The organism is Halobacteriovorax sp. RT-2-6 (assembly GCF_047085025.1).
Lineage (GTDB): Bacteria > Bdellovibrionota > Bacteriovoracia > Bacteriovoracales > Bacteriovoracaceae > Halobacteriovorax_A.
Genome location: NZ_JBKIYH010000002.1, coordinates 20,408 through 42,317 on the forward strand (window position 1 = coordinate 20,408; position 21,910 = coordinate 42,317).

Annotated in this window: 18 protein-coding genes; 11 read left to right on the top strand and 7 right to left on the bottom strand. The window is 37.1% G+C overall.

Going from position 1 to position 21,910, the window contains the following annotated elements; all coding sequences use genetic code 11:
* Positions 1-3 precede the first annotated feature (3 nt).
* Genes ACMAYS_RS08545 through ACMAYS_RS08570 form a run of 6 tightly spaced genes read left to right on the top strand, consistent with a single transcriptional unit; the run spans position 4 to position 5,718 of the window.
* Positions 4-438: an RrF2 family transcriptional regulator gene (locus ACMAYS_RS08545; protein ID WP_103219029.1), complete on the top strand. Its 435-nt coding sequence runs from the start codon at positions 4-6 to the stop codon at positions 436-438.
* Positions 431-1,864 carry a Fe-S cluster assembly protein SufB gene (gene sufB, locus ACMAYS_RS08550; protein WP_103219030.1) on the top strand — a complete coding sequence of 478 codons (1,434 nt, stop codon included), beginning with the start codon at positions 431-433 and terminating at the stop codon, positions 1,862-1,864. Before ACMAYS_RS08545 ends, sufB begins: the two co-directional genes overlap by 8 nt.
* 27 nt (positions 1,865-1,891) lie before the next feature.
* Entirely contained in the window at positions 1,892-2,650 is a 759-nt protein-coding gene (sufC, locus tag ACMAYS_RS08555; protein WP_103219031.1) for a Fe-S cluster assembly ATPase SufC, read from the top strand.
* 15 nt (positions 2,651-2,665) lie between these two features.
* Positions 2,666-3,907 (top strand): Fe-S cluster assembly protein SufD, encoded by a 1,242-nt coding sequence (gene sufD, locus ACMAYS_RS08560; RefSeq protein WP_412463097.1) that lies wholly within the window; start codon positions 2,666-2,668, stop codon positions 3,905-3,907.
* Positions 3,907-5,127, top strand: a complete 1,221-nt coding sequence (locus ACMAYS_RS08565) for an aminotransferase class V-fold PLP-dependent enzyme (RefSeq protein WP_103219033.1) — start codon at positions 3,907-3,909, stop codon at positions 5,125-5,127. The genes sufD and ACMAYS_RS08565 overlap by 1 nt, the downstream gene beginning before the upstream one ends.
* 27 nt (positions 5,128-5,154) lie before the next feature.
* On the top strand, positions 5,155-5,718 hold the full coding sequence (locus ACMAYS_RS08570; protein WP_103219034.1) for a NifU family protein: 564 nt from the start codon (positions 5,155-5,157) through the stop codon (positions 5,716-5,718).
* A gap of 199 nt (positions 5,719-5,917) precedes the next feature.
* On the opposite strand, the gene trhA is transcribed toward ACMAYS_RS08570, so the two are convergent.
* Positions 5,918-6,556, bottom strand: coding sequence for a PAQR family membrane homeostasis protein TrhA (trhA, locus tag ACMAYS_RS08575; protein ID WP_103219035.1), 639 nt, complete (start codon positions 6,554-6,556; stop codon positions 5,918-5,920).
* Between the two features lie 96 nt (positions 6,557-6,652).
* Positions 6,653-6,886 carry a hypothetical protein gene (locus ACMAYS_RS08580; protein WP_103219036.1) on the bottom strand — a complete coding sequence of 78 codons (234 nt, stop codon included), beginning with the start codon at positions 6,884-6,886 and terminating at the stop codon, positions 6,653-6,655.
* Positions 6,887-7,083: 197 nt separating this feature from the next.
* On the opposite strand from ACMAYS_RS08580, the gene ACMAYS_RS08585 reads away from it, so the two are divergent.
* Positions 7,084-7,233 carry a hypothetical protein gene (locus tag ACMAYS_RS08585; RefSeq protein WP_158246941.1) on the top strand — a complete coding sequence of 50 codons (150 nt, stop codon included), beginning with the start codon at positions 7,084-7,086 and terminating at the stop codon, positions 7,231-7,233.
* Positions 7,234-7,236: 3 nt separating this feature from the next.
* Here ACMAYS_RS08585 and hemF read toward each other — a convergent pair whose 3' ends face one another.
* Positions 7,237-8,136 (bottom strand): oxygen-dependent coproporphyrinogen oxidase, encoded by a 900-nt coding sequence (hemF, locus tag ACMAYS_RS08590; protein WP_103219037.1) that lies wholly within the window; start codon positions 8,134-8,136, stop codon positions 7,237-7,239.
* Between the two features lie 82 nt (positions 8,137-8,218).
* On the opposite strand from hemF, the gene ACMAYS_RS08595 reads away from it, so the two are divergent.
* The 4 genes from ACMAYS_RS08595 (at position 8,219) to ACMAYS_RS08610 (ending at position 14,082) form a co-directional block, all read left to right on the top strand.
* On the top strand, positions 8,219-8,578 hold the full coding sequence (locus ACMAYS_RS08595; RefSeq protein WP_103219038.1) for an ArsC/Spx/MgsR family protein: 360 nt from the start codon (positions 8,219-8,221) through the stop codon (positions 8,576-8,578).
* A 172-nt stretch (positions 8,579-8,750) separates the two neighbouring features.
* The gene (locus tag ACMAYS_RS08600; RefSeq protein WP_412463098.1) at positions 8,751-10,070 is read left to right on the top strand and encodes a FecR domain-containing protein; all 1,320 of its coding nucleotides are present in this window, start codon (positions 8,751-8,753) and stop codon (positions 10,068-10,070) included.
* A 135-nt stretch (positions 10,071-10,205) separates the two neighbouring features.
* Positions 10,206-11,786, top strand: coding sequence for a hypothetical protein (locus tag ACMAYS_RS08605; RefSeq protein ID WP_103219040.1), 1,581 nt, complete (start codon positions 10,206-10,208; stop codon positions 11,784-11,786).
* Positions 11,787-11,808: 22 nt separating this feature from the next.
* On the top strand, positions 11,809-14,082 hold the full coding sequence (locus tag ACMAYS_RS08610; protein WP_412463099.1) for a CHASE2 domain-containing protein: 2,274 nt from the start codon (positions 11,809-11,811) through the stop codon (positions 14,080-14,082).
* Between the two features lie 28 nt (positions 14,083-14,110).
* On the opposite strand, the gene ACMAYS_RS08615 is transcribed toward ACMAYS_RS08610, so the two are convergent.
* From ACMAYS_RS08615 to adeD, 4 genes are all read right to left on the bottom strand, one after another.
* A complete protein-coding gene (locus ACMAYS_RS08615) occupies positions 14,111-17,272 on the bottom strand; it encodes a hypothetical protein (protein WP_412463100.1) in 3,162 nt (1,053 codons plus the stop codon).
* Positions 17,273-17,452: 180 nt separating this feature from the next.
* Entirely contained in the window at positions 17,453-19,504 is a 2,052-nt protein-coding gene (locus ACMAYS_RS08620) for a thiamine pyrophosphate-dependent enzyme (protein ID WP_392992317.1), read from the bottom strand.
* Between the two features lie 97 nt (positions 19,505-19,601).
* On the bottom strand, positions 19,602-20,108 hold the full coding sequence (locus ACMAYS_RS08625) for a hypothetical protein (RefSeq protein ID WP_103219044.1): 507 nt from the start codon (positions 20,106-20,108) through the stop codon (positions 19,602-19,604).
* Entirely contained in the window at positions 20,095-21,858 is a 1,764-nt protein-coding gene (gene adeD, locus ACMAYS_RS08630) for an adenine deaminase (protein WP_412463101.1), read from the bottom strand. Before adeD ends, ACMAYS_RS08625 begins: the two co-directional genes overlap by 14 nt.
* Positions 21,859-21,910: the final 52 nt, after the last annotated feature.

A 21,910-nucleotide genomic window follows, 5' to 3' on the forward strand; every position in this document is an offset into this window, starting at 1 on the left:
CGCATGTTTAAGGTTAGTAAAAAAACAGAATATGCCCTAAAAGCTCTAAAGCATATGCAAGAGCACGGACACACTTGTGCTGAAAACTTAACTTCGGCCAGAGAAATATGTGACATCTACAAAATGCCTTTTGACCCCGTATCAAAAGTTATGCAAAAGCTAAATGGATACGGCGTCCTCTCATCAATTAAGGGAATTAAAGGTGGCTACTTCCTAAGCCGTCCCCTGTCTGAAATTAATCTTTTTGAAGTCAGTAATTCAATCGAAGGAAAGATTTCAAATTCAGACTGTGATGCCCTAAAAGGTAAATGTACTAAATACTTAAATTGCGAATTAATTTCACCAATAGAAAAGCTTAACTCTCACGTTAATCACCAGCTGATTAACTTGTCGCTTGAAGAGTTATTAATGAATAAGGCAGGATTCACACATGAGTGATACACAATTAACAAAGTCAGAATATAAGTACGGCTTCTTTACAGACATTGAAACTCAAGAGTTTCCTAAAGGTTTAAATGAAGACATCGTAAGAATGATTTCAGCAAAAAAGAATGAGCCTGAATGGTTACTTGAATATCGTCTAAAGGCGTTCCGTCTTTGGAAGCAAATGCCAATGCCAAATTGGGCAAAACTTGAGATTCCAGAAATTGATTTTGAAGATCTGTATTACTATGCAGCACCAAAATCAACAGAAAGTGCGCCAAAAAGTCTTGATGATTTAGACCCAGAACTTTTAGCGACTTTTGAGAAGTTAGGAATTCCATTATCTGAACAGAAAAGAATTTCAGGTGTTGCAGTTGATGCAGTATTTGACTCAGTTTCAGTTGGGACAACATATAAAGAAGAGCTTGAAGCAGTTGGTGTTATTTTCTGCTCTATCTCGGAAGCAGTACAAGAGCATCCTGAGCTAGTAAAAAAATATCTTGGTACAGTTGTGCCACCAGCAGATAACTTCTATGCAGCACTAAACGCAGCAGTATTCTCGGATGGATCATTTGTTTACATCCCAGAGGGTGTAACTTGCCCGATGGATCTTTCAACTTACTTTAGAATCAATGCAAAAGAGACAGGACAGTTTGAGAGAACACTTGTTGTTGCAGATAAGGGAAGCTACGTAAATTACCTTGAAGGTTGTACAGCTCCACAAAGAGATGAAAACCAACTTCACGCGGCCATCGTTGAACTTATTGCTCTTGATGATGCAGAAATTAAGTACTCAACTGTTCAAAACTGGTATGCCGGTGATGAAAAAGGAAAAGGTGGTATTTATAACTTCGTAACAAAGCGTGGGAACTGCCTTGGAAAGAATTCAAAAATTTCTTGGACTCAAGTTGAAGCAGGTTCTGCAATCACTTGGAAGTACCCGTCATGTAACTTAATTGGTGAAAACTCTCAAGGAGCTTTCTACTCTGTTGCACTAACAAATAATAAAATGCAGGCCGATACTGGAACAAAAATGGTTCACATCGGTAAGAACACAAAGTCGACAATTATTTCAAAAGGTATCTCAGCAGAGGAATCTGAAAATAACTATCGAGGGCTTGTTAAAGTTATGCCTTCGGCAATTGGTGCAAAGAACTATTCTCAATGTGACTCAATGCTTGTTGGTTCAAAGTGTTCAGCAAACACATTCCCATATATTGACGTGAAAAATAATACGGCAACTGTAGAGCACGAGGCCTCAACTTCAAAGATTTCTGAAGATCAGCTTTTCTACCTACAGCAACGTGGGATGGATATGGAAAAATGTATCTCAATGATCGTAAATGGTTTCTGTAGTGAAGTATTTAAAGAACTTCCACTAGAGTTCTCTGTTGAAGCCGTTAAGTTAATTGAGATGAAATTAGAAAATTCAATTGGATAAAATTTAGATTTATATAAAGGGAAAAAAATGAGCTTACTTACAGTTAAAGATGTTCACGCAAGAGTAGAAGAAAAAGAAATTCTTAAAGGGATTTCTATTGAAGTTAAACCAGGTGAAGTTCACGCAATTATGGGACCAAACGGTTCAGGAAAGAGTACTCTTTCTAAAGTTATCGCTGGTCACCCTTCATTTGAAGTAACAAGTGGATCTATTGATTACAATATCAATGGAAAGCAAACAGACCTACTAGAACTTGAGCCAGATGAAAGAGCAAAGAATGGAATCTTTCTAGGCTTCCAATACCCTATTGAAGTTCCAGGTGTATCAAATATTGACTTCCTTCTTGAGTCATTTAATGAAGTATCTAAATCTCAAGGTGCTGCAGAAATGAAAAAAGAAGAATTCAGAGAATTCCTAAGACCAAAATTAGAACTACTAGAGATGAGAGAAGAATTCTTAGACCGTCCAGTTAACACAGGTTTTTCTGGTGGTGAAAAGAAGAAAAATGAAATCCTTCAAATGGCCGTTCTTAACCCAAAGATTGCACTACTTGATGAAACAGACTCAGGTCTTGATATCGACGCTCTTAAGATCGTTGCAAAAGGTGTTAATGCGATCAAGTCTAAGTACAATGGTATCGTTCTAGTAACACACTACCAAAGACTTCTAGACTATATCGTTCCTGATTATGTTCACGTACTAAGTGGCGGTAAAATTATTAAGTCAGGTGGAAAAGAGCTAGCTCTTGAGCTTGAAGAGAAAGGTTACGACTGGTTAACAAAATAAGGACTAGGATTAATAATGAATATCCAAGAATTAACAGACCAATACTTAAATGATCTAGCAACTTATGCTAAATCAAATTCAAATAAGGAAGCCTTGAATAATTTTAAGGCCCGTGGACTTCCACACACAAAGATGGAAGACTGGATTTATACGAAACTTACAGATGTATTACCTGAAAAGTTTACGGTTACAACTGAGAAAGCGATGCTTAAAAATGTTAAGGTTGCAGGAAAGTATCAAGTTGTTCTTTTAAATGGTCAGTACTCTAAAGCAGACTCATTCTTTCCAGAAGAAATCACCGTTGAGCACAAGGCACTCGTAGCAAATGAGGCCAATTGTGACCAAACAGATATCTTTGCCATGCTTAATGCTTCTGCTGTCGAAAATATTATTGAAATCAATGTACCAAAAAATGTAAGTGTTGATGATATTATCTCAATTGTTCATATTTCAGACTTTGATGGAGAATTTGCTCTTCCTCGTATTCACGTTAACGTTGAGCAATTTTCAAAGGTTAGTTTTGTAGAGATTTTCACGGGAAGTGACAAGGCATATAATATAAACGCTGTCTCAAATTTCAAAATTGCAGATGGAGCAAATGTTAGCCACGTAAAAGTTCAAACTGATGGTGTAAATGCATTTCACGTAAGCAGTGTGAATGCTGACATTGCAAAAGATGCACACTTTAAATCGTTCACTTTCACAACAGGTGCAAAGAAGTCTCGTAATGAAATGAGAGTGCGTCTTAATGGGACAGGTGCAACTGCAAGTGTTGATGGACTATACGCTCTTAGAGGTGATCAACATACAGACAACTTCTCACTAATTTCGCATATCAAAGAAAGAACAGATAGTTCTCAGCTTTTCAAAGGAGTTCTTGATAACAAGGCCCGTGGAGTTTTCACTGGGAAAGTTCTTGTTTGTCGAGACGCTCAACTTGTAAATTCTGAGCAATTAAATAAGAACCTACTTTTATCTAAGGGTGCTCACGTTGATACTCGTCCACAACTAGAAGTTTATGCTGACGATGTTAAATGTGCCCACGGTGCAACAGTAGGACAAATGAGTGATGAAGAAGCTTTCTATCTACAGTCTCGTGGTTTATCAAAAGAGCGCGTGCAAAAACTACTTATCCACGCATTCTGTTCAGATGCAATTACAAAAATTGAAGATGAGAAAATTGAAAACTTCTTAAGTGAAATTCTATTTGAATCATTTGAAAAAAACACATTTGATGAAATGGAAAAGGAATCTTAATGGCCTTCGAAATTAATGCTATTAGAGCACAATTTCCACAACTAGAAAGAAAAGTACATGATAAGCCACTTATCTACTTAGATAATGCTGCATCTACTCTTAAACATATTAATGTAATCAATACTGTTAATGAGCATTACTCACATAATGTTGCCAATATTCACAGAGGAGTTCACTACCTAAGTGAGTTTGGAACTATTAAGTATGAAGAAACACGTGATGCGATTCAATCACTGATCAATGCTAATTCAAGAGTTGAAATTATTTTTACGAAAGGAACAACTGATAGCTTAAACTTAGTTGCGAACTCTTTTATTCCTTACTACTTGAAAAAAGATGATGTCATTCTAATCTCAACTATGGAGCACCATTCAAATATTGTACCTTGGCAGATCCAAGCAGAAAAGATTGGGGCTAAAGTTAGAGAGATTCCAATTACTGATGAAGGAGACATCAATGAAGAAGCTTATGTGAAGCTTCTTTCTGAAGGTAATGTAAAACTAGTTTCAATGGCCCATATTTCAAATAGCCTTGGAACAGTTAACAATATCAAAAAATACATTAAGCTTGCACATGATAATGGTGCCTACTTTTGCGTTGATGCTGCTCAGTCGATTGCGCATGAAAAGATTGACGTTCAAGACTTAAATTGCGACTTCCTCGCCTTCTCATCTCACAAGATGTTTGGACCAACTGGAATTGGCGCACTATATGGTAAAGAGAAACTTCTTGAATCTATGCCTCCTTACCAAGGTGGTGGTGATATGATCGATGTTGTGACAATTGAGAAAACAACTTATAACGATCTTCCACATAAATTTGAAGCTGGTACACCTCATATTGCTGGTGGTATCGGGCTTAAACCAGCAGTTGATTTCATCGTTAATTGTGACCTCGATGTTATTAAGAGTTATGAAAAAGAGCTTCTTGATTATGCAACAAAACAAATTCTTGAGGTTGAAAAGGTTCGCTTAATTGGGACAGCAAAAGAGAAGGCCTCTGTTCTATCATTTGTCGTTGAAGGCGCTCACCCACACGATCTAGGAACACTTTTAGATCGCCAAGGTGTTGCAATTAGAACTGGTCACCACTGTACGCAACCATTAATGAAAAGGTTCGGAATCGGTGCTACTGCAAGGGCCTCGTTCTCGTTGTATAATACAAAAGAAGAAATTGATAATTTTATAAAAGCACTACATAAGGCCATCAACTTCCTATAAGAAGTTAAGGTAACAAAGGTAAAGTATATGAGTGAAGTAACAATCGACATTCAACCAACACCAAACCCAAATGCACTTAAGTTCATTTTAAATCAAAATGTAAAAGCATCTGGTTCTTCAACTTTTAGAACACCAATGGAGTGTGGAGAGGTTAACCTAGGAGTTAATCTTTTTACAATTCGTGGAATTGACCAATTACACTTTTTTGAAAATGTTATCACAGTGACAAAATTCAATTATGAAGATTGGGATGATATTGAGCCAAAGATCCTTGAAACAATCAAGCACGATCTACCAAATCACAATCCAGAATACGAAGAATTTGATCCAGAAAAAGAGCGTCGTGAAAACCTACCTCAAGAGCTAAAAGATATTGAGGCCGTACTTGATCGTACAGTTAGACAATACCTACAAGCTGACGGTGGAGATATTCAGACTGTTTCTTATGAAGACAATATTCTACTTGTTCGTTATCAAGGTGCATGTGGGACTTGCCCATCATCGACAACTGGAACTCTTGAGGCAATTAAGTCAACTCTAAGAGCAGAGTATAATCCAGCGATTGATGTTTACATTGCCCCTGATTGGTAACGCCCGCGTCATTGACTGGCATAGGCCAGTCAATGGGACGCTGCGCGCGCGCCCCTAATCTTTAGCTTGCCAATAAATACGAGAGCGAGGGTTCAGTCTGCTTCGGCTCCTGCCTCCCGCAGACATACAGGTCATCGTGACCATAACGCCCGAGCGGTTCGTCACAGGCGCCAATGGCACAAACTATTTCAAAAATCACCTACCCAACAATCGAATAGATAATCATAAAGTGCAACGTCGCGGCCACACAAACGAATAGATGAAATAATTCATGATAACCAAACCACTTGGCATACCTACCAGGCTTCTTTAATCCGTAAAAAATAGCACCTATTGTATAGAGAACTCCACCAGAAATTAAGAGCGAGATATTTGTCATCCCTAATTTTGGGATAAGCTCAGATAAATATGGAAGAACCATGTAGCCAGGTATCAGATAAATAATTGCACTTACCTTCTCAGGTAAATTTGGAAAGAAGATTGATTTTAAGATACCAATTGCAGCAACAGTCCAAATACTAATAAGCAAAGTCGAACCGGACTCTCCATTTAAAACAAGAAGAGTTATAGGCGTACAAGTTCCTGCAATCATCACGTAAATAGCACTATGATCTAGCCTGCCAAGAAGGTCTCGTGCTTTAGGCTCCCAATGAATTCGGTGATAGAAGGCACTCACTCCAAGCATCATTAGAAGGCCTAGAGAATAGATGATAGTCGAAATATACTGAGTGGTATTTACACTTTTAGCTATGAGAAGTGAACAGGCTCCAAGGGAGATAAAGAACATGGCCTGATGAGACCAACCTCTGAGAATGGGCTTTTGCTTGGCTTTTTGCATATAAGGAGCATACCCTCGATAAGCGTTCAACTAAAGCCAAGGCCCAAGATTTTACATTTATATTACATTGTTACAACAGCTGTTGTAGAGCATGTTCTATAAATCAGAAAATTTCATTTTGATTAATTCTTTTTTTACAACACCAAGAAGCTCGCGACACTCGCCTTCTTCAAGGCCATATAATTTATGAGAAGTTTGTAGCTCTTTTGGTTCTTTGAAATCATTTTTAAAACTTTGCAATCTGTTATTAAGATTATTTCTAAGCGTTCTCATTTGCTTTGGCGTGTATTCTTTAATTTCTTCTAATAATTCTTGTAGTCTTTTAGACATTTTCTACCTCTTACTAATCTTGCAATGCATCCGAATTAGGATTCAGGCACCTTACATAAATTCCTAAACTGTGTAAAATTAAAATAAATTGTATTGATCAAATCAATTAAAACTATGACCATTAAGTATTTTCTTATAGACACCGATAGTTTGATGTGCCAAACTTATATTTAACAACTCTAACAAAGGGGTAATTTATGATGATTAACAACTGCTACCGTCTACTTTGTGAAATCACGAAACTAGAGAAAAAACTTGAAGAGATTCAAGCTGTGGCCCAGTCCCATGGAGTTGAAATTGATGCCAATGAGATCTTAGAAGACCTCATTAAGGCACAGGCCAGCTAAAAGCTAGGCCCAGTCCTTTGGATAGTAATACTCCATCATCTTCTTATGCTCTGGCTTTGTTGGCTCGTAACGATAAGTAAACTTCACTCTCTTTGGTAGTGAAATTAAAATTGAATCTGTACGGCCATTAGATTTAAGACCAAAGTGAGTTCCTCTATCATGAAGAAGATTAAACTCAACGTAGCGGCCACGACGATGTAATTGGAAATCCACATCTTCATCATCGAAGGCTTCATTCATTCTCTTCTCAACAAGTGGGAAGTAAGACTTGATAAAGTTTGAAGAAATCTCTTTAAACATGGCCAGGTCTTTAACAGGGTCACCTGAAAAGAAATGGTCGTAGAAGAATCCACCGACTCCACGCATTTCGTCTTCTCTGTGCTTATTTACAAAATACTTATCACAACGATTCTTCCAATCATCCCAGTATCCATATGGTTCACAGGCGTCCTTCCAAACCTTGTGAAAGTACTCAAAGTCTTCTTCGTGTGGAAAGTAAGGAGTTAGGTCTGCTCCACCACCAAACCAAATTTTTGAACCGGCCTGAATCATACGAAAATTTGCATGAGTTGTTGGAACTTTTGGATTTGTCGGGTGAATGATGAGAGAAATTCCCGTTGCCCACATTTGATTATTATCACCACCAATATTAGCAGCAAATTTAGGATCAACTTCACCAGAAACAAGAGATGTATTTACACCAGCGTTCTCAAAGATCTCTCCTTCAAAAGCGCGAGTGATTCCACCACCGCCAGGATTTCCAGCGTAGTCTTTTCTCTCCCAAATATCTTCATTTAAGTTAATTTTTCTATCGATTCTCTTAAGTTCGTCACTAATCTGATTCTGTAAAGTTTTAACATGTTCGGCAAATTCTGATTTGATATTTTCAATATCGTAAGACATGGCTAAAATCCTAGTTAGTTATTTTTTAAAAACCCAATATATCAGAAAAGAACTGATATGATAATTATCAGGAGTAGAATTAATGCTTTATTATCACAATCCAAGATGCTCTAAGAGTCGCCAAGGTCTAGAATATTTAGAACATAAAGGCATCCAAGAAGGTGTTGGCTTTAGGGTTAAAGAATATCTGAAAGATGGGGTTGAGGAAAAAGAGTTTATCGACTTAGTGAAATACACAGGTCTAGCTCCACTAGAAGGTCTAATTCGTACAAAAGAAGCGCTATTTAAGGACCTAGGTCTTGCAGGTAAAGAGTTATCGAATATTGAATGGGCCAAAATCGTTCACGAAAACCCAAAGCTTCTTGAGCGTCCAATCCTTGTTAATGATAACAAGAAAGCGGTAATCGGTAGACCGACAGAGAATTTCGATACAATTATCTAAGTACTCTAAATTACGTATTGTGGCAGTTCACTCTGCCACAAGTTCTTGTCATATCAGAAAGTTAGCCCAATCCAAACTCCCTTTATTTTTAGCCATTTACACAAGTTTCAGCTTAAGAAATTAGTTTGATCTACGATAAGTATAAATGAGATTGATTTTGTGGGGACTCATTATGAAGGTACTAAGACTTGTAATTTTATCTGTAGCAATTTTAGCGAATATTTCTGTCTTGAATGCAAATTCGGAAAAGGGTGTCGCCAAAGTTATGAAAGTAAGAGGAAATGTCTTTTACTCCCAAACTAAAAAGCCACTAGCGAAGGGAGATTGGGTACCAGAGGGTGCTAAGATTACGACCAAGGCCCGAAGCTTTGTAAAGCTACTCTTTATCGACAAATCAAATCTTACTCTCGGTGCGAATTCTGAAGTTGAAGTGGAGCAATTCCCAAAAAAGAAAGCAGGAATTATCAATCTTATTAATGGTCAACTTCGTTCAAAAGTATCTAAGAATTACCTAGAGATCGATAAAAAGAAATCAAAACTTTTCATTAAAACTAAAACTGCGGCCATGGGTGTACGTGGTACTGATTTCCAAGTTAACTTTAACCCTACCAATAATAATACGACACTTATTACATTTGAAGGTGCCGTTGCGATGGGTTCACTTACTAACTTTAAGAAGAGCCGCTTCCTACAAGACAGACTTGAGAAGGTTGTTTCATCACCTACTTCAGTTATGGTTCGCCAAGGACAGCTTTCGGGGGTTATGCCAAAGGTTGATTCAAAACCAATGGCACCGGTAAAAATTAATAAACAACAGCTAAAGGCCCTTGAGGCAAATGATGGATCTAAAACATCATCAAATGACGATCAAAAGAAATCAGAGAAAAAACAGATGAGTCGAAATATCATTCCTCCAGGAATGGATAGCTCAAAGTTTAGTGGAGCAGGTGGATCTGAGATCATGGGACAAATGGCCAAGGCCGACGCTAGTATCAAAGTTCCTAGTGCACAAGCTGCTACAACGATAGCTTCATCAAGAGTGCAGACAAAAGGAACAATGACCGAAGGTGGTTATGTCGATACGAATAATGTTCTCTATATTCCACCACCAAAAAATGCTCCAGTAGACCCAATGACTAATGAAGTTATTGTTCCTATTCAGATGGGTAGTTTCGATAAGGACACTGGTGAGTATAAGAACGATTTCTATGCAGTAGATGAAGAAGGACGTATGAAACTTTTAGACAATACTCCACAATGGCCAACGAGAGCACCAGCAGATGATACAAAGCCTCTCGCACCGTCAGAACCAATTACTCTGTACGATACTCCAGAGCAACCAGCTCTTACAGATGAGCCTGATGATTTTATTCCACCACAACTTCAAGATCCAACAAAAATGACAATGGATGATCGTGACCAAATGCTTGATCAAACAAATACGACTTCAACAAATCGAGCACGTGTTAAAGTCATTCTTGATCGCCAATAAATAACCGAGTTCTAAATTCAGATATGGCCACAGCTAATTAGCTCTGTGGCCAAATTCCCTCTATTCAATTGTCCTATTTATCAGTAAAATTATTTATAAATACCTAGATTTTAATAAAAAGTTAAAGGACTGACTTTGAAAAAAATTTTTATCGCACTGGCCTTAGCTAGTATCACATCAGTGGGACTTGCCCAGAGCATGACTCCTGTTTACCGTGCATTTGAAAACTCAGATTACGAGAAAGTTATCGAGTTACTTAACTCTCCAAATTATAAGAATTTTAAAAGTGCGAAGTCACCTGGTGTACGAGACTACCTGCTGGGGATTTCTTACTCTCGTATTCAAGAATATAACAAGGCGATTGAAGCATTTAATTCTGCGCTAAAAAAAGGAAACAAGGCCAGTGAGCTCTACTATGAATTAGGACAGGCCAACTTTGCGATTAACAATTTAGATAGTGCCATTGAAAACTTTAAAAAGTCAGAGAAGGCCAAGTATAAAGTCGAACAATCAAATTACTATATCGCCTATATCTATCAGCTTAAAGAAGAACCAAAGAATGCCAAAATCTACTTTAGACGACTTTTAAAAGACAAAAAAACTTCTAAAGAGATGAAGCAGATTTCATACTTTCAGATAGCAAATATGAATTTAGAAATCGCCAGAGAGACAAGTCGAACCAGAGAAATAGTCGAAAAGTATATCCTGCCAGATTATTACAAGGCCATCGATCTTGACCCAAATAGTTCCACTGCTGATGATATTGATAATCGTATAAAAGAAATAAAAAAAGAATTCTTCTTAGAAGAAGATAAGCTTGTAAACGGAGATCCTCTACCAAGTGAAAGACTAAGCCTAAGTGTAGAAGAGAAAATTACATATGATAATAATGTGACCCTATCAGATGACCTTCCAAGTTCAACAGGCACGAATAAAGACTCTTTCATTTCTCAAACTCGTTTTAATATTGATAAGGCTTTTAACTTTAAAAGAAGATATACAATTACACCTTCTTTAGAGATTAAGAATACAATCTATACAGATCGCGTTGATTCAGAAATTTATTCAAATGATAGTTATAATATCACTCCTGAAGTTGATATTGATTTCGCTTATCGCTACAATAAAAAGCCTGCTCGTTTTTTTACAAATCTCATTTATGACTATCAAGCAAAAGATATTAATGCTCAAAAAAGTAAAGAGTTCAACTATCGCTCTCAGCAAATAGAGCTTGGTAGTGAGATGCCTTTTTTCGAAACGGGTAATACAACTCTAACTTTTAAGTATCAAACATATTCATACTATGTAGATAGTCTAGAGCGTAGCTCAATGATTCTTTCCGCTGATCAAATTATCAAAAAGACCTACGGAATCTTTGTCTTATTATATCAATTTGATAGTAGTGATTACACAAACTCTCCAAACTTGAATACGACTTCTCACCTATTTCGTGTTGATTATATTGTGCCAGGCCTTTTTCCAAATACTAGTTTCAATGCCGGACTTTCGACAAACTTCATTAGTTATGAAGATGCTGCAACTGATGCAAGTCGAGGGCTTGAGATGACGACTTCATTAAATGCAAAACTTACACGTGTTATTAACAGAAATTTTGCATTTGGTTTCGAGTATATCTACACAAATAATAGCTCGGATGAAGACACAAGTAATTATACTGCCCATCAAACGGGTATTGACTTCTCTTATTATTACTAAGCATTAAGAAATACGGATTGCTATGAAAAATATAATTAAATACACGGGACTGTTTTTTATCATTTTATTTTCGTGCGTCAGTGTCTTCTTCTCTCTTTACTCTAGAACATATGATATAGGTTTTAGAAATCTCACTTCATATGCATCATTTTTTGAAAATCGATTCTACGATTTTAGAATGATGCAAACGATGGATCAGAATACACCAAATCCAAAACTAATTCTTGCCGATATTGATGATGATTCAATTAAAAGACTCGGTTCTTGGCCAATTACTCGCTCTCATTGGGGAACAATGGTAAGAAAACTACGCGGCTACGGGGCAAAAGTCATTGCCTTTGATGTCTTCTTTTCAGAAGCATCTCAAACATGCAACGATGTTAATCCAGATGATGAATTAATTTCGGCCATTGAGTACTTTCATGAAATTCCAAATAATCGAGTCATTATGCCTTATAACCTCGAAGTATATGGGACTGACCACTATCCTGCTTTACCAGAAGACCTATATCTTTTTGCCCTAAACACAAAGGCCGGTGGAGTAAATTATGATATGGAACCAACGATTATTTCAAACTCCGTATACCCTCTACAAGGACTCATCGATGCAGAAGCATCTCTAGGCTTCATTGAGGCCAGCGCAGACAATGATGGCGTAATCAGACACTATAAAGCACTTGCATTTCCTTACAGAGAAATTCATGTACCTTCATATGGGCTTTCATCATATATGCATTGGATTGGTGAATTTGATGAGAACGAAGAAGGTGAAAATAAGAATGTTTTTAAAACAGAACTTGATCTCAGTACTCAAGGTGGAGTGCCGATTCTAAAAACCAAAATGGGAGATGTAGAGTTAAACCTTAGAGGTGAAACTAAAGTACGCTGGATCGGAGGGGCCGATGCATATACTAGAATTCCAATTTATCAAATCATCGAAAAAGACCCTAATGATCCTGAACTAAAAAAATTATTTGAAGGCTCTCTTGTCTTTGTAGGTGCAACTGCATACGGTGCACACGACTTAAGAAATACGCCAATCGACTCAATGCTACCAGGAGTTCTGTTCCACATGAACTTCGTCCAGATGCTAATAGATGGCCACTTCTTTAAAAAATTTATCGACTCGGCCAAACTATCTTGGGCCCTACTTGTCATATCTGTACTACTACTCCTCCTAGTACAATTTAAAGAAAACCCTATCTTTGATCTATTTACACTCGTGGTCTTGATCTCAGGTCTTTACTACTCTGATACTTTCTACTTTATTCCACAAGGGTATGAAACAAAGCTATTTTGGTGCTTCTTTGCCCTAGTCTTATGCTATTCATGGAATACAATTGTTAACTTCTATATGGCCAATCAAGATAAGGCCTTCCTTATTAATGCTTTTGGAAACTATATCTCTCCAGAGCTCATTGATGAAATGTATGAATCTGGACACGCTCCGACTCTTGGAGGTACTTCTGACATTAGAACGGCCTACTTTACTGACATTCAAGGATTTTCAAGTTTTTCTGAGAAGTTGTCAGCATCACAACTAGTCGAGCTTTTAAATGAATACTTAACGGCCATGACCGATATTCTCCTAGAGGAAAAAGGGACACTTGATAAGTATGAGGGAGATGCTATTATCGCTTTCTTCGGTGCACCAATGGAGCTTCCTGATCATGCTAAACGTGCCTGTATGGTTGCTCATCGTATGCAAGAAGCACTACTAAAGCTAAGAAAAAAATGGGTTTCAGAGGGAGACAAGTGGCCAAAGATTGTTCACGATATGAGAATGAGAATAGGAATTAACTCAGGGGATATCGTAACAGGAAATATGGGTTCTGCTTCTCGTATGAACTATACAATGATGGGCGATTCTGTAAACCTTGCTGCCCGTCTTGAAGAGTCAGCAAAACAATATGGTATTTTCACACAAGTTGCAAAAGACACGGTTGAGCTTGCAGGAGATGAATTTCTATGGCGAGAGCTTGATACGATTCGCGTTGTTGGTAAATCAATTCCGGTAACAAGTTATGACCTACTTGGACTTAAAGCAACTGCTCCAGACTATTTAAAAGAGCTTGCTGATAAATTTTCAAAAGCTATCTTACTTTATAAGGCGCAAAAATGGGATGAGGCCATTGAGTTATTTAAACACACACTTGAGCTAGAATATATGCGCTTTCCTGATCTGAAAGGTGTAAAAACAAATCCATCTGAGATTTATATTAAACGCTGTGAAGATTATAAGGTTATCCCACCTCCACCAGAATGGGATGGTGTTTATACATTAACAAGCAAATAAAAAAAGCCTGCATAATGCAGGCTTTTTCTTAATTTGCTTTCATATAATCATAATCAATAGTAAATTTCACCGATTCTATCTTTGTATCAGTTTTAGGAATCGAGGTATTTATGAATCTAACACGATACTCTCCTAAAACAGAAGGTCGGGCATAAAACGGTACAACCTCGTCATTTGTAAGGTTTTTACCTAGAAGTGCTTCAAGGAATTTAAAATTAAGCTTTGAAGGCTCCTTAGGAAAATGCTCTCCAGATTTAGTGTTAACTGTTACTCCCCAGCTATACTCTTTCTCTTGTGCGAGCTTATATAGAACACCATTCTTTTCGATAATGTGATCAGCACCATGTTCAACAACTAAATCAAAAGTAGGAACTTTTTGACCGTTATCATAACTAGTATATTCTGTTTCGATTTTAAGGTTTCTAAATTTTAAGTTCTCTTTACCAGCAAAAAGTGATTTTATCTCAAAGAAGTTAATATAAATATCCTTTCCTTCATTTAAAGCTTCAATTTCTTTTTCCTTCAAATAATATGGAAAGCTACTATTTATAATTTCATCTTGAGCTAGAGAATCAACAGATTTACGAAAAACTTGCGATAATATTCTTTGATTCATTCTAAAGTAGTCTTCTAAGTCAGCTTTACTACCAACCTCACTTTCCTTAATATCATCTTCCATTTTCTTTATAATTGTATCTAAAGAATCGTAAAAACCTATCTTTTCACCACTCATTAATCGGTATTGATAAGAATTATAAAGGTCATAATTATAAGAAAGGAGTCTATATTTTGCATCCTCTATAATATTCTTGAAATCTTGGCTTAAAATATATTTACTTTCATTTAGTAACAAATACTTTTCATCTGAAATTTTCGAAATTTTATTAAAACCTTCATTAATTCCAATAATGATATCTGAAATCTGAGAGTTGATGAATCTAACTTTTTCTGAAACAAGTTTTCTTTTTTCAATAAGCTCTCTTACAATTCGAGTAACCTCATTAAACATAGGGTCAGTTTTTTGAATCTTTTGAATCTCCTTCTCTACTTCATCCTTCGGGAAAGTAATTTTCTTATAATCTTCAATCTCTTCCATCGTTTGTTTGACAATAGGTTTAGCGAAGTCAGTAACATCTTTAAGATATTTTGCTAGAACTTTTTTACGCTCTTCTCTTTTTCCTTCTACTTTAGAAGCCTTATCTAACTCAGCTTTAAGTGTACTATACTTAATCTTTTTAAAACCCTCATTCCAGTTATTCTTTGATTTAACCATGTCTTCATTTACTTCTTTTACAGATTTATAAAGACTATAAGAATTTTTTAAAGACTCTGTAATTGATGTTGCGTTAACTCCTTTATCAATAAATGTAGCAAGTGCACCTGTTGCAATACCGAGAGCTGGTTGCCCAATCGGGATAACCGAAGCAACAGCAGCAACAGATTTAACCGCCTTTAGAAATTTGATTTTACTTCTTCTATCATCGACATTTCTTCTCGCTCGCTCTTCGATCATATTTTGGAGACGATCGATCTCCTTCTTAAAGGTTTCTTCATATCCACGTAACTGTGAAACCTCTTTATTCAATGCAGGTATTTGTTTTACAAGATCAGGAATAAGGTTATTACTACTTTCCAAGTCGTTATAAATACTATCTTGAAGTTGACTTAAAAGTTTTAATCTTTCTTCAGTGCTAACTTTTTTATTCTTATCAAGTGTCGCATAGTAAATAATTTCTAGAGAGTTTAATAATTCCTGTTTATAAACTTCAGTTGAAACCTCAAGACCAATAATTGGTACCGTATTGATTTGTTTATTAAAGTAGTTATGACCAATTTTAAGTTTTTGTAGATTTGTAAATATTGATAAACATAGATTCGTACGCTCAACATCGTCTTCGTCGATCTCTTGGCAGTATATAGCAAGTTCAGAAAAATACTCATATGCTTCATCAAAATAGTTACCTAAGTACAGATCTTTTCCATACTTGATTGCTCTTTCTAAATAACTATTTGTAATCCAACCATATTTATTAATGCTATCTTCGATAAATTCAACATTTCCGATATTTCCAAAATGAATTGTTGCCTTAGGTGACTTAACAGGTTGACCATCTATAAACTCTTTCTTAGTCGTTTTGTTAACCTTATCATTATGCCACCAAATATGATAAGCAGGGTTTGGCTTTCCAGCAGAACCACCAATATAGTCTGGAGCATCCTTACCTGTTGCTCCACCATTATTTATAATTAATTCTTTAGCAAGCGATACTGTACTTATAAAATTTCCACCGTTTCCACCGACACCAGCACTTCCACCAGGAATTGCATCTTCACCATCTGAAGGCCATACTTTATGCCCTATCTCTTTTTCTAGTTTAAAGTAACCATTACTCTTTACAAGTGTTGAAGGTCCACCTCTTTGACCTGGCCTAGGCCCAATTACAACATACTTATATAACTCCTTGTAAAGAACTCCTCCTCCTTGATCAATATTAGAATGATCTTCTCCATCATCACCATCCTTACCTAATCCAGCATCTTGTCCTTTTCCCCCGACAAGATTGAAGACAGCTCTTTTTGGTCCTTGAATCTCTAACTTTGCAATATTTAGATGAATATTACCGGCATTAGCTCCGGCCTTGCCATCTGTATAGTCTTTAGCTCCATCAGAAATGAATGATGGTGTTGTTGAAATTTGTCCAGTAGGACCAATAATGAGTTTCTCAGCATTGATTGTAATATTAGTCGAAGGTAGCCAAATTTTAGAATTAATTACAATTTCTTTTGCATCAATAATCAACTCTTTCAAATCGTATTGATTACTTAAATAATCATCAAACTTATTTCCATCATCGATAATTAATTTAATGCCGCTTAAGCGAGCAAATTTTAAACCTTCCTTAAATTGAGTGTGGTTTAGCTCATTTTCACTAGTTATTCTTTGATAAGAAAAATCTGAATACCGTTCATCAGTGATATTTCGATCATCAAATCTTTTGTTAATAAATGGAGCCGCATTAATCGCATGAATCATTGGTTGTAGCTGTACATCTCCACGAGAAGTGGAAGAAGTAGGATCTGAAGTAACATCGCCAATTTCGCTGTTTTCGATATTATTAGTGATATGCTGAATATTTTTATCACCACAAGAAATGAATAGTAGTATAACCACGATAAAAACCGGTCTCACGTATGCTCCTTAATAATTAATTTGTGAAAATGTACAACACCAAGAGATGTACATCCAACAAATTCTACCCAACTAAAAAATTTACATTTATAAAGTGAAATAAAACAACGTGATTTTAAGTGGTTATATAAAAAGCCGGACTTTAATCCGGCTTTTATATTTCGAAAAGTATATAGAATTTTAGTAGTTTAATACTTTAAGAGCAGCTTCTACAACACGGTCTGTGTTTGGAAGAACTGCTTTTTCAAGGATTCTGTTGAAACCAACTGGAGTGAAAGTCGAACCAACACGTTGAACTGGAGCATCTAGAAGCTCAAACCCTTTGTCGTTGATCATGGCAGCAACTTCACCACCAAATCCACCAAATACTTTATCTTCGTGAACAACTAGTGCTCTATTTGTTTTCTTGATTGAAGCAAGAACACCTTCTTCATCTAGAGGAGCAATTGATCTAAGGTCAACAACTTCTACGCTATAACCTTGAGCTGCAAGTTTCTCTGCTGCTTCAAGTGAGTGGTGTACTGTGTTTCCGTAAGTAATAATTGAAAGATCAGTTCCTTCACGTCTTACACGACACTTACCAAATGGAACTTCAAAGTCTTCTGGTACAACAGTCATTGCTTGTTTTGCGTTATATAGAGATTTTGGCTCTAGGTATAGAGTTGGCCCTTCACTTCTCATTGCAGTTCTTAGAAGACCAGCAGCATCGTCAGCGAAAGCTGGGCATACGATACGTACACCAGGAATACCTGCTAAGTTACCTTCAAGGTTTTGTGAGTGGTAAAGTCCACCACCGATATATCCACCAGAAGCAAGTCTGATTAGGATATTAGGTGCAAATGCTCCGTTTGATCTCCAGTAATCGTGAGAACACTCTACGTATTGCTCCATTGCTGGCCAGAAGTAGTCAGCGAATTCAGCACCTTCAACAACAACTCTGATGTCTTTGTTGAAACGTGAGAAACCATTTGCCGTTCCTAGGATATAGTCTTCAGCGATTGGACCGTTAAATACTCTGTCCTTACCAAATTCTTGTTGCATACCTTTTGAAACGTTAAAGATACCACCTTTATCTTTGTTGGCCATATCTTGTCCCCAAATGAAAGTATCTGGGTTATGTCTAAATTCTTTCTTAAGTTGACCATTGATTGCATCGATGAACTTCACCTCTTCACCAGACTCATTGTGAGTACCGTCAACATACTTCGTTGGAACGTGTGGCTCTGGAAGTACGAAGTCATAGATTGACTCAGGAGTTGGGTTTGGAGCTTTCATTGCTTTCTTGTGAGCTTCAAGTAGCTCAACTTTTGCAGCTGCATCGATTTCATCTAGCTCTGCTTCAGTGAAGATCTTGTTAGCAACAAGTTCTTTTCTAAATGCTACTAATGGATCTTGAGCTGCCGCTTCTGCTCTTTCTTCTTCTGAACGATAAAGCTCGTGCTTATCAGAGTTAGAGTGAGAGTGAATACGTACACAACGAGCGTGAACAATTACAGGCTCTTGTTGAGTTGCTGCAATTTCTCTTGCAGTTGCCATCGCGTTCATTGAATCAAAGATATCTTTTCCATCACAGTGAATGATGTGAAGGTTTAGGAAACCTGTAAAGTTATCAGCAACGTACTCGTTTGCTGTTTGATCACATTTTGGAACAGAAATACCGTATCCATTATCTTGGAATACAAATACAACTGGAAGCTTCTCGCGAGATGCACCGTTGATCGCTTCATAACAGTAACCTTCAGAAACTGAAGACTCACCTTGTGAAGAGTAAACAACACCATCATGCTTATAACGGTTGAATGCTCTTGCAGTACCTACAGCGTGTAGCGTGTGGTTACCTGTACAAGAAGATACGTTATGAATATTCCACTCTGGCTTTGCAAAGTGGTTAGACATGTGACGTCCACCAGAAGCAAGGTCAGTGGCTTTTGAAATACCATTTAAAAGAATTTCTTCTGCAGTTAAACCTGCCGAGAATGCAGTTAGCATGTCACGGTAGTATGGGAATAAGTGGTCTTTTCCTAATTCGAAAGTTTGACCAATTGCTAGTTGGATTCCATCGTGTCCTGCATATGGAGCGTGGTAAGACCAACCAATCGCTTGCTTAAGATAGTTTGGCGCACGATCATCTAACATACGTCCAAGACTTAGTAGCTCATACCACTGCTTAAGTGTTGCTTTATCTGTGTTTTTCCAAGTGTACTTTTTCTTAGGCTTAAGAACAGTTGCCATTATCAACCTCGTATTTTCATCTAGTTATAAATCTTAAGTGAAACGGAATTTAACCATAATTTAACGGAATTGGAAAGAAATAGTGGCGCTGTCGTAACTAAAGACAATACTTTTTATGACCACTCGCACAAGCGTATTCTTGGTATTTTTTTGAAAGTGCAGGAGAATCAGATTCAATCAATTCTCCAAGCTTTCCACAGGCCAGCATACTACCACCGCGACCTTGCCGGCAGGCCTTATTTAAAAGGCTTTTGTAATCATCTTTAGGCAATAATTTTTTCTTGATCTGGCTTAACTCATAGCAAGATGACGCATCATTAATCTCACAAAGTCGTTCAATATATTTCAATTCTAGCTGTTTTTTATTGTCTAACTTTGCCAGTTTTCTACCATCGAGACAGGCCTGAAGTTGACGACTTTGAGAAAAATCGTCACGGAAACATACCGTATGAGCATCACCTCTTAGTTTATCTTGTTCAACTTGAGTAACCCTCTTTTGTAAAAGCCCCATGATTGGATCAAGAAATAAGGCAATCACACCCACAGTGATTGTAAGAAATAGCCACCCAGGAATTGCTTCAATTAACTGACTAAGCTTCTTCACATTTTAAATCAATGAATTCAAATTTTGTCACATCAACTAATCCCATGTCTGTTATTTTAAGAGTTGGAATAACAGGCAGAGCTAAGAAGGCCATTTGAATAAAAGGCTCACTTACCGCAACTTCAATTTCTTTACATGCGGCCTTAAGTCTTATGATCCCCTCATTGATTGTTTCAGCAGACTCTAAACTAAGAAGACCTGCAATTGGAAGCGCAAGAGATGCAGTGACTCTCCCCTTATCCACAACACAGAAGCCACCAGCATTCTCAATAACTTCATTAGCAGCTGTTGCAATATCTTGAGGCGTCTTTCCAATGACGACAATATTGTGAGAGTCGTGAGCAACACTTGAAGCAATCGCTCCACGAGTTAGCCCCATACCTTTTACAAGGCCCAAACTAGGCTTGCGATTTTGTCCGTATCTTTCAATAACTGTTATAAATGAAATATCATCTTGCTCAAATTCTTCACCATCAAATTTTACTTTTAGGTGATTTGTGATGATTTCATCTTTTACAATTTCCATTACGTTATATGTTCCTGGTGTCAGGTCATAATTAAAATCAGTAGGTGCTAAGAAATTTCTCTTAATGGTATTTTCTTTTGGCGGCTGAGACTTTTCTAATTTCTCATTAACCTTTGCAGGTAAATCAAGCTCACTTACAAGCTTACCTTTTTTAAATACTTCCTTCACATCAACGTCTTCAAGTTTTCCAACAAGAACGATATCAGCTTGTTTACCAGGAGCAATCAGACCTAGTTTCTTTAAACCAAAGTGTTTGGCGGCCGAGAAGCTTGATAGCCTATAAGCAATGTGTGCAGGTGTTCCAAGCTCATTAATCATTTTCTTGATCATATAGTTAATATGACCTTCATTAAAAATTTCATATGGGTTTCTATCATCAGTACATAGTAGACACTGACAAGAGTTAAACTCGTTAACAACTGGGGCCAGAGTTTTTAAGTTCTTGGCAACAGATCCCTCACGAATAATAAGTCCCATACCTTTTTGAAGTTTTTCTTTTGCTTCATCTGCAAAGATTGTCTCGTGACAATTTTGAATTCCTGCTGCGATATAAGCATTAAGCTGTTTCCCACGAAGCATTGGCGAGTGCCCGTCAAGATTAAGCTCTGCAAACTCTTCAACTTTTTCAAGTACACCTTCCACACCATTGATGACACCTGGAAAATTCATCATTTCAGCAAGGCCAAGAACACGAGGATGCTCCTTATATTTTTTCATATCAATGATATCAAATTGACCACCGTTTGTTTCAAAGCCAGGAAGAGCAGGAATACACGAACTCACCTGAACAAAGAGGTTTTGATCCATCAGTTCACTACATCTTAGAAACCAAGAAAACCCACGATCTCCCATTACATTAGTAATTTCATGTGGATCACAAATGGCAGTAGTTGTTCCAAGAGGAAGAGTGAGCCTTTCAAATTCAAACGGGTGCATCATTGAAGATTCAACATGAAGGTGGCCGTCAATAAAGCCAGGAACCGCTGTCGCTCCACCAGCGTCATAAATACGCTTAGCAGGCTGATCGTCGTATTCCTTACCAATTCCTGCAATAGTTTTTCCAGAGATGGCAATTGAGCTCTCAACCACTTCCCCATTAACAAGATCTAAAATCTTTACATTTTTAATAAGCAAATCAATCTCACCATCGCCGCGAGCAGTCTTCAAAACCTCTCTTAATTCTTGTGGTGATAATTTTTGTGTTTCCTTATTTGCAAGTGACATCTTTGACCTCTATAATGTTGTGGAATCTTAATCCTACTATAACTAAAAGGAG